The organism is Streptomyces sp. NBC_00691 (assembly GCF_036226665.1).
Lineage (GTDB): Bacteria > Actinomycetota > Actinomycetes > Streptomycetales > Streptomycetaceae > Streptomyces.
Map to the genome: position 1 here is coordinate 1,236,619 of NZ_CP109007.1, position 13,635 is coordinate 1,250,253.

Annotated in this window: 12 protein-coding genes; 7 read left to right on the forward strand and 5 right to left on the reverse strand. The window is 73.2% G+C overall.

What is annotated here, in order from left to right:
* Positions 1-212: 212 nt before the first annotated feature.
* Complete coding sequence (locus OG392_RS05405; protein ID WP_329276170.1) at positions 213-1,196, forward strand: LuxR C-terminal-related transcriptional regulator; 984 nt, start codon at positions 213-215, stop codon at positions 1,194-1,196.
* Here the strand turns inward: OG392_RS05405 and OG392_RS05410 are convergent.
* The 5 genes from OG392_RS05410 to OG392_RS05430 all read right to left on the reverse strand — a co-directional run bounded on the left by OG392_RS05410 (position 1,144) and on the right by OG392_RS05430 (position 7,826).
* Positions 1,144-3,255: a prolyl oligopeptidase family serine peptidase gene (locus tag OG392_RS05410; RefSeq protein ID WP_329276172.1), complete on the reverse strand. Its 2,112-nt coding sequence runs from the start codon at positions 3,253-3,255 to the stop codon at positions 1,144-1,146. The genes OG392_RS05405 and OG392_RS05410 overlap by 53 nt on opposite strands.
* Positions 3,256-3,259: 4 nt before the next feature.
* The gene (locus OG392_RS05415) at positions 3,260-3,808 is read right to left on the reverse strand and encodes an FABP family protein (RefSeq protein ID WP_329276174.1); all 549 of its coding nucleotides are present in this window, start codon (positions 3,806-3,808) and stop codon (positions 3,260-3,262) included.
* Positions 3,809-3,989: 181 nt separating this feature from the next.
* Positions 3,990-6,059 carry an iron ABC transporter permease gene (locus tag OG392_RS05420; RefSeq protein WP_329276176.1) on the reverse strand — a complete coding sequence of 690 codons (2,070 nt, stop codon included), beginning with the start codon at positions 6,057-6,059 and terminating at the stop codon, positions 3,990-3,992.
* 4 nt (positions 6,060-6,063) lie between these two features.
* Entirely contained in the window at positions 6,064-7,041 is a 978-nt protein-coding gene (locus OG392_RS05425) for an iron-siderophore ABC transporter substrate-binding protein (protein ID WP_329276178.1), read from the reverse strand.
* On the reverse strand, positions 7,038-7,826 hold the full coding sequence (locus OG392_RS05430) for an ABC transporter ATP-binding protein (protein ID WP_443054682.1): 789 nt from the start codon (positions 7,824-7,826) through the stop codon (positions 7,038-7,040). The genes OG392_RS05425 and OG392_RS05430 overlap by 4 nt, the downstream gene beginning before the upstream one ends.
* Positions 7,827-8,121: 295 nt before the next feature.
* On the opposite strand from OG392_RS05430, the gene OG392_RS37515 reads away from it, so the two are divergent.
* From OG392_RS37515 to OG392_RS05455, 6 genes are all read left to right on the forward strand, one after another.
* Positions 8,122-8,205, forward strand: coding sequence for a putative leader peptide (locus tag OG392_RS37515; protein WP_351816447.1), 84 nt, complete (start codon positions 8,122-8,124; stop codon positions 8,203-8,205).
* A 167-nt stretch (positions 8,206-8,372) separates the two neighbouring features.
* Entirely contained in the window at positions 8,373-9,233 is an 861-nt protein-coding gene (locus OG392_RS05435) for an ABC transporter permease (protein WP_329276182.1), read from the forward strand.
* Complete coding sequence (locus OG392_RS05440; RefSeq protein ID WP_329276184.1) at positions 9,206-9,937, forward strand: ABC transporter ATP-binding protein; 732 nt, start codon at positions 9,206-9,208, stop codon at positions 9,935-9,937. Before OG392_RS05435 ends, OG392_RS05440 begins: the two co-directional genes overlap by 28 nt.
* A 109-nt stretch (positions 9,938-10,046) precedes the next feature.
* Positions 10,047-11,084: an ABC transporter substrate-binding protein gene (locus OG392_RS05445; protein WP_329276186.1), complete on the forward strand. Its 1,038-nt coding sequence runs from the start codon at positions 10,047-10,049 to the stop codon at positions 11,082-11,084.
* Positions 11,081-12,292, forward strand: coding sequence for an LLM class flavin-dependent oxidoreductase (locus OG392_RS05450; RefSeq protein WP_329276188.1), 1,212 nt, complete (start codon positions 11,081-11,083; stop codon positions 12,290-12,292). Before OG392_RS05445 ends, OG392_RS05450 begins: the two co-directional genes overlap by 4 nt.
* Before the next feature lie 73 nt (positions 12,293-12,365).
* Positions 12,366-13,631: an NAD(P)-binding domain-containing protein gene (locus tag OG392_RS05455; protein ID WP_443054685.1), complete on the forward strand. Its 1,266-nt coding sequence runs from the start codon at positions 12,366-12,368 to the stop codon at positions 13,629-13,631.
* Positions 13,632-13,635 lie beyond the last annotated feature (4 nt).

Consider the following 13,635-nt stretch of genomic DNA (forward strand, 5'->3'; position numbering starts at 1 on the left):
GTCCTGCACCTTCTTCCGGATGTGTTTCCTCGACCGCCGTGGGCCGGCGACGTCCGGAAGGTACTCCGCGACGCGGGCGCCGGTTGCCGAAGACCGCCAGTGGCACGGATCGGCCAACCGGACAGCGTCCGGCGCCGTGCGTCCGTCGGCGCCCGGCGCTCACGAGCGGCGCGGACCGACGGCCTCGAACCGACGACGCCGATAATCGGTCCATGGCGAACGAGAGACTCAGCGAGGCACTCCGGCTTCTGGGCATCGGAGAGGAGGGCGCCCGGGTCTACCGGACGCTCCTGGAGTGCGGGCCGGCGCCGCTGCGTGCGATCGGCGCCGAGGCCGGACTCGGGAAGGAGGCGCTGGCGGAGGCGTACCGCGAGCTGGTCGACTGCGGTCTGGCGAGCACCGCGGAGGAGGGTTCCGACGTCGTGGCGCCGGTGCCGCCCACCGCGGGTCTGGAGATCCTCGGGCGGCGCCGGGCGGCCGAGCTGGACGCGTCCAGGATCACCGTGGGGGGCGCGTTCGAGTCGTTCCGGCGGCATCGGCTCGCCGGGTACCACGACCCGCTGGTGGAGGTCGTGACCGGTGACGCCATCGGGCTCCGGATGCGTCAGGCGTGGACGAGCGCCCGGCACCAGATCCGGCAGTTCGACTCGCCGCCGTACTTCCCTCTGGTCGGCGCCACGGACGACGCGCTGGCCACGCTCGCGCGGGGGGTGACCCAGCGGGTCGTCTACTCCCGGGAGTCCCTCGAACATCCCGGGCGGTTGGAGCACTCGATCGAGCCGTGCATCGAGGCCGGTGAGCAGGCGCGGGTGCTGCCGTCGGTGCCGGTCAAGCTGGTGCTCATCGACGACGCGTACGCCCTGGTCGCCCTGTCGATCAAGGAGACGGACGTGTACAACACGATGCTGGTCGTGCAGCCGTGCGGCCTGCTCTCCGCGCTCGTGGCGCTGTTCGAGCAGGCTTGGCAGAACGCGCTGCCGTTCCACGGCCGTTCGGCCCGGCCGGCGGGACTGCTGCCCGCCGACCGGCGTCTCCTCCGGCTGCTCGCGGCCGGTGCGAGCGACGAGGTGATCGCCCGGGAGATCGGTGTGAGCCGTCGTACGCTCTTCCGCCGCGTGCAGGTCCTGATGGCCCGGCTCGGCGCTACGAGCCGGTTCCAGATGGCGCTGCAGGCGCAGCGGTCGGGGTGGCTGTGAGCGGTCCGGGGATGGTGGGCGCCTTCCCTCCCGCTCCCGTGAGCTGCTGCCACAGATAGGTGTGGACGAGCGCGCTGTTGTGGGCGGCCTGTTCGTTGTCGCCCGCGCCCGCGTGCCCGCCGCCGGTGTTCTCGTGGAAGAGGACCCGGTGGCCGAGTTCCCGGAGCCGGGCCGCCGTCTTCCGGGCGTGCCCGGGGTGGACGCGGTCGTCGCGTGTCGAGGTCATCAGGAGGACCGGCGGGTAGTCCCGGTCCGCTTCGAGCCGGTGGTACGGGGAGAGGTCGAGCAGGTGGGGGCGGTCGGCCTCGTCGTCGGGGTCGCCGTACTCGGCGATCCAGGACGCGCCGGCGAGGAGTCGGTGGAAGCGGGTCATGTCGAGGAGCGGCACCTGGGCGACGATCGCGCCGAAGAGCTCGGGGTGGCGGGTGAGCATGGCGCCCATGAGGAGCCCGCCGTTGCTGCCGCCCTTGGCCCCCAGCATGGCCGGGGTGGTGATGCCCCGGGTGACGAGGTCCTCGGCGACGGCGGCGAAGTCCTCGAAGGCCCGGGGCCGTTCGGCGCCGAGCGCGGCCTGGTGCCAGTCGGGGCCGTACTCGCCGCCGCCTCGGATGTTCGCGATGACGTAGGTGCCGCCGCGTTCCAGCCAGGCCCGGCCGGTGACCCCGCCGTAGAAGGGGGTGAGGGAGACCTCGAAGCCGCCGTAGCCGTAGAGCAGGGTGGGACCGGGGCCGGGCGCGGTGGTGCGGTCGGGGCCGACGACGAAGTACGGGACGCGGGTGCCGTCCCGGGAGGTCGCGAAGTGCTGGTCCACGGTGAGGCCGGTGGGGTCGAAGTGGTGCGGGGCCTGTTTGAGGGGCTCCGAGCCGGCGCCGATCCGCCCGTGGTGGAGGGTGGACGGCTGAAGGAACCCGGACACGTCGAGGAAGTACTCGTCGGACACGTCGGGGTCGGTGTCGACGACGCTGACGGCGGACAGGGCGGGGACGCCGACGAGGGGCTCGCGCGTCCAGCCGCCGCCGTCGCGGGCGGGGGTGAGGACCTCGATGTGGGTGCTGACGTCCCGCATGGTCTCCAGGAGGAGGTGGTTGCGGGTCCATCTGTGTCCGGCGAGGGCGGAACGGGGATCGGGCGTGAACAGCACCTCGGGTGTCCGGTCGCCGGCGAGGAAGGCGTCGAAGTCGAAGGCGAGCAGCGAGCCCGTCGGCTGCCCGAGCCACGCGGACTTGAGGGTGACGATCAGATACCGGCGATGGGCGTAGACGCTCGCGTCGTCGGGCACGTCGATCCGTACCCGGGTGCCGTCGGGCCGCAGGAGGTACGTCTCGCTGTGGAAGAAGTCCAGGGAGCGGCCGACGAACTCGCGCTCGAACCCGGGCGTGCTGTCCCGGTAGCCCCAGGCGGCCACGTCCGCCGGGTCGGCCTCGTAGACGAGGGTGGAGTCCTCCACGGGTGTGCCGCGCCGCCATCGGCGGACGGTCCGCGGATAGCCGGAGTCGGTGAGCGAGCCCGGGCCCAGATCGGTACCGACGAGGAGGGTGTCGTCGTCGGCCCATCCGATCCGGGTCTTCGCCTCGGGCAGCCGGAATCCGTCCTCGACGAACTCCTTTGTGCCGAGGTCGAATTCACGGACGACGACGGCGTCCCCGCCGTCGCGGGAGAGCCGCACCAGGGCCCGGTCGTGCTCCGGGCGGCGCACCCGCGCCCCGTCCCAGACCCACTTCTCGCCCTCGGCGGCGGCGAGCGCGTCGACGTCGAGGAGCACCTCCCACTCGGGGTCGTCCCGGCGGTACTGCTCCAGGGTCGTCCGCCGCCACACTCCGCGCAGGTGGTTCGCGTCCCGCCAGAAGTTGTACAGGTGGTCACCGCGCCGCACGGTGTACGGGATCCGGTCAGAGGCGTCGAGCACCTGCCGCAGCCGGGTCTTCAGGACTCCGAACCCGTCGCCCTCGGTCACCGCTCCCGCCGTCTCGGCGTTCCGCTCGGCCACCCAGGCCAGCGCGGCCTCTCCGGAGACGTCCTCGAGCCACAGGTACGGGTCGTCGTCGTGCGGGTTCCCCATGGGTCTACTTCCCGTCCTCGCGTCGCAGGTGTACCGAGAGGTGGTGCTGGAGCCGCTGCCCCACGGCCGCCAGGTCGTGGACGAACTCCAGGGTGCCGGCGTCCGTGAGGGTGTAGCGGCGGCGGGTGGCCTCGACGTGCTTGGCGGTGGGGGCGAGGGCGACGGTGTGGGTGGTGAGGTCGATCGCTCCGTGCTCCACGCGGCCGACCATGATCTCCACGATCCCGGTGGGCTGGGTGATCAGCGCCTCGATCGTGCCCTCGGGCTTGAGGCGCCACCAGCCGCTCTCACGGGCCGCCGGGCGCAGCGGGGTGCCGTCGTCGTCGATCAGCCAGGCACGGGCCTCGTAGTGGAGGAAGGGGCGCCCGTCGTGGCTGAAGGTGACCTCCTGCGCGTACGTGAAGTCCTCGTCGAGCGTCGGGTACCCGCCCCGGCCCTCGCCGGTCCAGGTGCCGAGCAGTGCCGTGACGGGCGCGAGGAACTCGTGCGGGGCGGGTGCCGCGTCCGGCCGGAGGGAGTCGGGGTACGGATACTGCCGGTCGCGGTCGGTCATGGTGCGTGCTCCTGGGTCGAAACCTGTGCCGGAGGGCAGCTTAGGGGGTGCCCCGTCGATCGGGCCGGACCAGGGAGCGGCGTCCAGGCGCGGGGCGGGATGCCGAGGGCCCGGCCGGTCGACCGGACACCCCGTGGGTCGTCCGCCGTCCGGCCGGGCCTCGTGGCGCTCCTGGCACTCCTCAGCCGCGGCGGCTCCGCACCAGCAGGTACAGGAAGTACGGCGTGCCGATCACCGCGGTCATCAGGCCCGCTCCGAGCTGCGCCGGGGCGATCACCGTGCGGCCGAAGAGGTCGGCGGTGCAGACGAGGACCGCGCCGAGGATCACCGAGACGGGCACCACGCGCGCGTGCTGACGGCCGACCAGGGCGCGGGCCGCGTGGGGTGCGACGAGGCCCACGAAACCGATCGTGCCGGCGGCGGCGACGGCGGTGGCGCTGAGGAGGACGGCGAGGGCGAGGAAGCCGAGGCGGCCGCGGCCCAGGTTCAGGCCGAGCAGGCGCGGGGTGTCCTCGTCGAGCGACACCAGGTCCAGTTCGGTGCGCCGGACCGCCGCGACGACCACGCCCACGGCGAGGACCGCCGCGAGGGGCACGACGTCGGGCGTGGTCCGCCCGTACGTGGAGCCCGAGAGCCAGGTCAGCGCCTTGATCGCGTTGAACGGGTCGGTGAGGATGACGAGCAGGCTGATCAGCGCGGACGCTCCGGTGGCGACGCCGAAGCCGACGAGGACGAGCCGGTTCTGCCGGAAACCGCCCTTCGCCGCGAGGCCGAAGACGAGGACGGAGCTGACGGCGGCACCGGCGAAGGCGGCGCCGGCCACGCCCCACGATCCGGCCGCCGGGACGGTGGTGACCAGGAGGACCGCGCCGAGCGCGGCTCCGTTGGAGACGCCCAGGATGCCGGGTTCGGCGAGCGGGTTGCGGGTCACGGCCTGGACGAGCGTGCCGGCCAGGGCGAGCGCGGCTCCCGCGAGCAGGGCGGCGAGGACACGGGGCACGCGGGTGTCGAGGACGAACGCGGTGGTCCGGCCGGCCTTGCCCTGGGCCCAGTTGAGGACGTCGCCGAACAACAGCTTGGCGTCGCCGAGGAGCAGGGCCGCGATCACCACGCCGACGAGGACGACGACCAGGACGGCGGTGGTGGTGAGGAAGACACTCCGGCTGCGGATCCGCAGCCGGTCGGGCGCGGCGGCCGCCGCGGTGTCCCGGGTCCGGGTGGCGATGACGACGAGGAAGAGCGCGCCGACGAGGCTCGTGACGACTCCGGTGGGGACGGCGACGGCCACGTCCGCGGGGACGAGGACCCGCAGGACCACGTCGGAGCCGAGGACCAGGGCCGCGCCGGTGAGGCCGGCGAGAGGCAGGCTGCCCCGGGTGCGGGTGAAGCCTCGGAAGCGCCGGGCGAGCGGCCGGACGAGCGCGGGCGCGCACAGGCCGACGAAGCCGATGGGTCCGGCGAGGGTGACCGCGGCCGTGGAGAGCAGGGCGGCGAGGACGACGGCGGTGAGCCGGGTGGCGCGGACGGGGACGCCGAGGCCGCGGGCGGCGTCGTCGCCGAGGGCGAGGGCGTCGATCCGGCGGGCGAGGAGCAGCAGTCCGACGAGGCCGACGACGGCGAGCGGCAGCATCTGGAGGACGCCGTCGAAGCCGTTCTGGGCGATGCTGCCCTGGTTCCAGTGGCGCAGGCCGTCGGTCTGCAGGGGGAACAGCAGGAGCAGGCCCTCGGTGACGGCGGTGAGGCCGAGGGTGAGGGCGCTGCCGGCGAGGACGAGCCGGACGGTGCCGGTGCCGAGGCCGGAGAGGCCGAGGACGACGGCGGCCGCCGCGAGGCCACCGGCGAACGCGATGCCGGAGGAGGCGAAGAGCGGCAGCGAGACACCGGTGACGGTGACCACGCCGAGGGCGAAGTACGAGCCCGCGTTGACCGCGAGGGTGTCGGGCGAGGCGAGGACGTTGCGGCTGACGGTCTGGAGGGCGGCGCCCGCCATGCCGAGCACGGCGCCGACGAGCAGACCGGCGGCCATCCGGGGCAGCCGGGAGGCGACGACGACGGACGCGTCCGCCGGGTCGGCCCGGCCGGTGAGCGCCTTCCACACCTCCGGGACGCCGACCGAGGCCGTGCCCTGGGTGATGTCCACGACCGCGAGTGCGACGACGAGAAGGAGGAGGGCGGCCGTCACCGGGGCCGCGCCCGTCCGGGACGTGGCCGCCGGCGGACGGGTGGCGGGGGTGGTTGCGGTGACGGCCATGGCGCTACTTCGTCAGGGCGGCGACGACGGAGTCGACGTACTTGCTCATCGAACCGGGACCGCCGAACATCCAGACGCCGTCGGGCAGACGGTGGACGTCGCCCTTCTTGACGAACGGCAGCGAGGTCCACACCTGGTCCTTGGCGAGGACGCCCGCGAACGGGTTGCTGGAGGCGTCGCCGTCGTTGCCGATGTAGGCGAACTGCACGTCGCCGATCGTGGTGAGGCCCTCGACGTCGGTGGTGCCGAGGCCGTAGGCGGGGTCGCCCTTGACCGTCCAGGCGTTCTTCAGGCCGAGCTTCTCGTTGACGGCGCCGATGAGCGAACCGCTGGTGTAGGGGCGGATCGAGACCTGGTTGGAGACGACGTACCCGTCGGCGAAGGCGTACTTGGCACCGGCGAGCTTGGCGTCGGCCAGGGCCTTCCTGCCCTCCTCGAGCTTCGTCTCGAACTGCTTCTTGAGCTCCGTGGCCTTGTCCGTGGTGCCGGTGGCCTTGGCGATCAGGTCGAGGTTCTCGGTCATCCGGCCGATCGGGTCGGCGGCGTCGGCGGCCTTCACCTCGAGGACCGGGGCGATCTTGCGCAGCTGCTTGACGGCGGCCGGCGGCAGGTCGGAGGTGGCGAGGATGAGGTCGGGCTTGAGGGCCGCGACGGTCTCCATGCTCGGCTCGCCGCGCGTGCCGATGTCCTTGGGCTCGTTCTTCAGCGGGACGGCCGTGTCCCAGGTCTTGTAGCCCTTGACGTCGGAGACGCCCACCGGGTCGACACCGAGCTCGATGAGGTGCTCGACGACGTTCCACTCGGTTCCGATGACCTTCTTGGCGGGGCCGTCGAGCTCCACCTTGGTGCCCGTGGCATCGGTGAGGGTGATGCGCTCGGTGGTCTTCTTCGCGTCGTCGGCGGCCGGCTCGGTGGTGCCGCAGGCGGTGAGGGTGAGGGCCGCGGTGGTGGCGACCGCCGTGGTGAGGAGGAGGCGTCTCATGAGGTGGTGCTGAGCCTTTCGCTTCGCGAGTGGTGCCGGCCCATCGCACGGGTGCGGAGCCGGCCGGTGAGGGGATCGGTGTCGACCTCGATGCGGATGCCGTACGTCTCGGTCAGCCGCTCGGGCGTCAGGACGTCCGAGGGGCTGCCGTCGGCGACGACGCGTCCCGTGTCGAGCAGGACGATCCGGTCGGCGACGGCCGCCGCCTGGTCGAGGTCGTGGAGGACGGCGCCGACGGCGATGCCGTGGTCGTCCGCCAGGTCACGCATGAGGTCGAGGAGTTCGACCTGGTAGCGCAGGTCGAGGTAGGTGGTGGGCTCGTCGAGCAGCAGCACGCCCGTCTGCTGGGCGAGGCAGCCGGCGAGCCAGACGCGCTGGAGCTGGCCGCCGGAGAGGTGCTCGGCGCCGCGTCCTGCGAGTTCGGTGACGCCCGTCATGGCGAGCGCGTGGTCCACCGCCGCCCTGCCGTCCGGGTCGGCCTTGCCCCAGCGTCCCCGGTAGGGGTAGCGGCCGAATTCGACCAGGTCCCGGACCGTCAGCCCACTGGGGGTGGGGCGTCCCTGGGTGAGCAGGGCGACATGGCGCGAGAACTCACGGGGGCTCAGCGCGAGGCCGTCGACGGCCCCGTCGAGCAGGAGCGTGGCGGTGCGCGGCTGCTGGAGCCGTGCGAGGGTGCGCAGCAGCGTCGACTTGCCGCTGCCGTTGGGTCCGACGAGGACGGTCACTTCGCTGGGGCGCAGCGTCATGGAGGCGTCGTGGACGACATCGACGCCTTCGTACGCCACGGTGACACCCGTGGCCGAGAATTCATGACCGCGGGGACGGTGAGTCGCGTCGGTCTGTTCACCTGCTTCTTGCACGAAGCAGAGGTTAGCCTAACCTTACCGATGCGCAAAAGGGGGTCCTGAGACGCGGACACAAGATGCAATCCGGCCAAGCTGATCCGCCGATACCGCCTCCCCTCCACCCGCCTTTCCCGCTCCGCCTCCTTCACTCCCGGAGCACCTCCGAACGACCCGAAGCCCGTCCACGCTCCGAGACACCGTTGACCCGGGGCGTGAGCGTCGCTACCTTCGCGCCATGTTGCGTACAGCCCTGCTCACCACGCGCGGTCACATCGACCTGCTGCGGGTGGCCTCCGCCGCGTGTCGCCGCGGCTGCTGACGCCCTTTCACGTCTCCGACGCGCCGCCGCCCCTCCGACGCCGCGCGCCGTACCCGTACCCCCACTGACGCCCTGATCGCCGTGTGCCCGCGCTCACCCCGCGCCGCCCGCGGTCGCTGACGCGTACCCGCACGCCCTCTCCCACCCCACTCCCCCGGAGTTCCGCCATGACGGTCGGCCATGCCCCACCCCAATCCGCGCCCGACATATCGCCTTTGCCGGATGTCGAACCCCTCACCCCCGACCGCGGCCCCGGCCGCGCCCCCGCCGTCCCGCGCTGGCTGCGCCGCACGGTGGGACCCGTCCTGCTCCTGGCCCTGTGGCAGGCCCTCAGTACGACAGGGGTGCTGCCGGCCGAGGCGCTCGCCTCGCCGGGGACCATCGCCCGCGCCGGTGGCGAGCTGATCGGCGACGGGACTCTCCCCACCGCGATGGGCGTCTCCCTGCGCCGGGTCGCCGCCGGTCTGCTCATCGGCGGGATCGCCGGCATCGCGCTCGCCCTGCTGTCCGGGCTCTCCCGGCTCGGCGAGGACCTCGTCGACGCCCCCGTCCAGATGCTGCGGACCGTGCCCTGGGTCGGCCTGATCCCGCTCCTCATCATCTGGCTCGGTATCGGTGAGGCCCCCAAGGTCGCGCTGATCGCGCTCGGCGTCGCCTTCCACCTGTATCTGAACGTGTACGCGGGGATCCGCGGCGTCGACGCCCAACTCGTCGAAGCAGGACAGTCCTTGGGGCTCGGCCGCTGGGGTCTCGTCCGGCACGTCGTACTGCCGGGCGCGCTCCCGGGAGCGATGACCGGGCTGCGGTACTCCCTCGCGACCGCCTGGCTGGCGCTGGTCTTCGGCGAGTCCATCAACGCCGACGCCGGCATCGGCTTCCTCATGAACCAGGCGCGGGAGTTCTTCCGCACGGACGTGATCGTCGTCTGCCTGGTCGTCTACGCCTTCCTCGGCCTGCTCGCCGACGCCCTCGTCCGTACTCTCGAAAGGCTGCTGCTGCAATGGCGACCGACCTTCACCGGGCAGTGACCGTCCAGGGCCTGACCCGTTCCTTCGACGGGCGACCGGTCGTCGACGGCCTCGATCTCACCCTGTACGCAGGGCAGTTCACGGCACTTCTCGGTCACAGCGGCTGCGGCAAGTCGACCCTCCTCCGGGTCCTCGCCGGGCTCGACCGGGAGATCTCCGGCTCCGTCCTCGTCCCGCGCCGGCGTGCCGTCGCCTTCCAGGCTCCGCGTCTCATGCCGTGGAAGCGGGTCTGGCGCAATGTGCTCCTCGGGCTCCCGGGGAAGCCGGGCCGCGCGGTGGCCGAGAAGGCCCTGGCGGAGGTCGGACTCGGCCACCGCTCGGGCGCCTGGCCGAAGACCCTCTCCGGCGGCGAGGCCCAACGGGCCTCCCTCGCCCGCGCCTTGGTACGGGACCCGGATCTGCTGCTGCTCGACGAGCCGTTCGGCGCGCTCGACGCGCTGACCCGGATCAAGGCGCAGCGGCTCGTGGCCGAGCTGTGGCAGCGGCGCGGCTGCACGGTGCTGCTCGTCACCCACGACGTGGACGAGGCGCTGCAGCTCGCGGACCGCGTCCTGGTGATGCGGGACGGCGTCATCGGGTACGACACCGCCGTCGGCCTGGACCGGCCCCGCGCCGCCGGCGAGCCCGCCCTGGCCGCACTCCGGACCCGCCTGCTCACCGAACTGGGCGTCGGCGAAGGCACGTTCGCCGAACAGGCTGCCTGACCCACGGACCCTGCCGAACCCCCCGCCCCGCAGCGGCCCCCGACTCCTGTCGGCCCGCTCTCCCCGCCATCTCCCTTCCCCCCGCCATCTCCCCAAGGAGCTGTCAACTGTGAAGTCCTTCCGACTGTCCACCGCGGCCCTGCTCGTGCCGCTCGCGCTGCTCGCCTCCGCCTGCTCCGGCGCCTCCGCGGCCGGTTCGTCCTCGAACTCCGACGGCAAGGGCTCCCTCGTCCTGAACGTCGGCGACCAGAAGGGCGGCGCCGAGGCGCTGCTGCGAGCCGCCGGCGAGCTGGACGACCTGCCGTACCGGGTCACATGGTCGACGTTCACGTCAGGACCACCCCTGCTGGAGGCGGTGAACGCCAAAGCCGTCGACATCGGCTCGGTCGGAAACACACCGCCCGTCTTCGCCGCGGGCGCCGACTCGAAGATCACCGTGGTCGCCGCGACGCACGGCGACTCCGCGGGCGAGACGATCCTCGTCGCGAAGGACTCGCCCCTGCGCTCCGTGGCGGAGCTGAGGGGAAAGCGGGTCGCGGTCGCCCAGGGCAGCTCCGCCCACTTCCAGCTGATCACCTCGCTGGCCAAGGCCGGTCTGAAGCCGAGCGACGTCCGGGTGACGCTGCTCCAGCCGGCCGACGCCCTGGCCGCGTTCACCAGCGGCAAGGTGGACGCCTGGGCGGTCTGGGACCCGTACACCTCACAGGTCCTGCTGAGCGGCAAGGGCCGGGTCCTCGCCGACGGCCGCGGCCTCGTCAACGGCCTCGGCTTCCAGGTCGCCGCCCCCTCGGCGCTCGCCGACCCCGCGAAGGCCAAGGCCGTCGCCGACTTCGTCGAGCGCCTCCGGCGCGCCCAGGACTGGGTGTTCGACCACCCCGAGGACTGGGCGAAGGTCTGGGCGAAGGAGACCGGGCTGCCGTACGACGTGGCGCTCGCCGCCGTGAAGCGCAGCAACGGCACCCGTATCCCGGTCGCCATCGACGACGCGGCCATCGCCTCCGAGCAGAAGATCGCCGACACCTTCGCCGCCCTGGGGCTCATCCCGCGCACGTTCCGCTTCGCCGACTACGTCGACACCCGTTTCAACAAGGACCTGCCGCCGTCCACCACTCCGGCGCGCAGCTACGGAAAGGGCTCCTCCTCATGACCGTCCATCTGCACTGGTTCCTGCCCACCGGCGGCGACGGCCGGACCCTCGTCGACCGGCACGCCTACACCGACGGAGGGATCACCCGCGACCGCGCCGTCTCCGGGGTACGCGCGCCCGACATCGACTATCTGATCCAGATCGCCAAGGCGGCCGAACAGCTGGGGTTCGAGGCCGTGCTGACCCCGACCGGTACATGGTGCGAGGACGCCTGGCTCACCACGGTCGCGCTCGCCCAGCACACCGAACGGCTCAAGTTCCTGGTGGCGTTCCGGCCGGGAGTGATCTCGCCGGTCCTCGCGGCCCAGATGGCGTCCACGTACCAGCGGATCACCCGCGGCCGACTCCTTCTCAACGTGGTGACCGGCGGGGACTCCACCGAGCAGCGCCGCTTCGGCGACCATCTGGACCACGACCGGCGGTACGCGCGCACGGCCGAGTTCCTGTCGGTCGTACGGGGGGCCTGGAGCGGGCGGCCGTTCGACTACGAGGGGGAGCACTTCCGGATCGAGGGCGGGCTCACGGCGCTGCCGCCGGACCCGCTGCCCGAGATCTTCTTCGGCGGTTCGTCCGCCGCGGCCGGTCCGGTGGCGGCCGAGCACGCGGACGTCTATCTGACCTGGGGCGAGCCGCCGTGGCAGGTCAAGGAGAAGATCGACTGGATCCGGGGCCTCGCGGCGGAGCGCGGCCGCACGGTCCGCTTCGGCATCCGGCTGCACACGATCTCCCGTGACTCCTCGCGCGAGGCCTGGGCGACCGCCGACCGGCTGCTGGCCGATCTCGACGCCGAGACGGTCGCCGCCGCGCAGCAGGTGCTGGGCCGGAGCGAGTCGGTCGGCCAGCAGCGGATGCTGGCGCTGCACGAGGGCGGCTCACTCGGCCGTGACCGGCTGGAGATCTCGCCGAACCTGTGGGCGGGGGTCGGTCTCGTGCGGGGCGGGGCGGGCACCGCGCTCGTCGGCAGCCACGCCGAGGTCGCGGACCGGATCGAGGAGTACCACGACCTGGGCGTGGAGCACTTCGTCCTGTCCGGCTACCCGCATCTGGAGGAGGCGTACTGGTTCGGCGAGGGCGTGCGGCCGGAGCTGGCGGCACGCGGTCTGCTCCCGACGGCCCTGCCCTCCCCGCTGCTCGGGGTCCCCGCCGCGAACGGCCGCCCGGCCTCGGCGCCGGGGGGTGCCCCGCTGCTGGTGGCCGGCGGGCGGTAGGACGCCGCCGGCCCACCGGCCGCGGGGGCGGGGGTGCGGGAAGATCCGCGCCCCCGCCTCGGTTGGTAGAACCGTGAACGATTTCGGGGTCGAAGAGACAGGGACCGGGGCGGCGGCCGGGCGGCCCACGCCGGTGGACGTCGTCGTCATCGGGGCGGGACAGGCCGGGCTCTCGGCCGCGTTCCACCTGCGCCGCACCGGCCTGGAGCCGGACCGGGACTTCGTGGTCCTCGACCACGCCCCGCGGCCGGGCGGCGCCTGGCAGTTCCGCTGGCCGTCGCTCACGTACGGCAAGGTGCACGGGATGCACGCGCTGCCCGGCATGGAGCTGACCGGCGCCGACCCCGCGCGTCCGTCGTCCGAGGTGATCGGCGCGTACTTCGACGCGTACGAGCAGACCTTCGGCCTGCGGATCCACCGTCCCGTCGACGTCACGGCCGTCCGCGAGGACGCCGGCGGACGGGAAGGCGAGGCCGGGCGGGAAGGCGAGGCCGGGCGGGAGGGCGAGGCCGGGCGGCTCCTCGTCGAGACCTCCGAGGGCGTGTACGCCACGCGGGCCCTGATCAACGCCACCGGCACCTGGGACCGCCCCTTCTGGCCCCGCTACCCGGGCCAGGAGACCTTCCGGGGCCGTCAGCTGCACACCGCCGGGTACCCGGGCCCGGAGGAGTTCACCGGGAAGCGGGTCCTCGTCGTCGGCGGTGGAGCCTCCGGCACCCAGCACCTCATGGAGATCGCGGACGTCGCCGCCGACACCTTCTGGGTGACCCGACGCGAGCCGGTCTGGCGCGAGGGGCCGTTCGGGGAGATGGAGGGCCGGGCCGCCGTCGCCATGGTCGAGGAACGGGTACGGCAGGGGCTGCCGCCGCAGAGTGTCGTCTCGGTCACCGGGCTCCCCCTCAACGACGCGATCCGCGCGGCACGCGCGCGCGGGATCCTGGACCGGCTCCCGATGTTCGACCGGATCACCCCGACCGGGGTGGCCTGGGACGACGGCCGGACCGTCGACGTGGACGTGATCCTCTGGGCGACCGGTTTCCGGGCGGCGATCGACCATCTCACCCCGCTGCGGCTGCGCGAGCCGGGCGGCGGCATCCGGGTCGAGGGCACGCGCGCCGTACGGGACGAGCGCGTCCATCTCGTGGGATACGGGCCGTCGGCGTCGACGATCGGCGCCAACCGGGCCGGACGGGCGGCGGCCTCGGACATCCGGCGCCTGCTGGGCCGCGAGACGGCGTCCGCGGCGACCGTGACGGGATCGGCCCCTGCGGCCCTCACGGCGACCGCCCCCACGGCCGACCCGGTGTCCGCCCCCGCGCCGGTCGCCGCCTCCGTGTGATCCG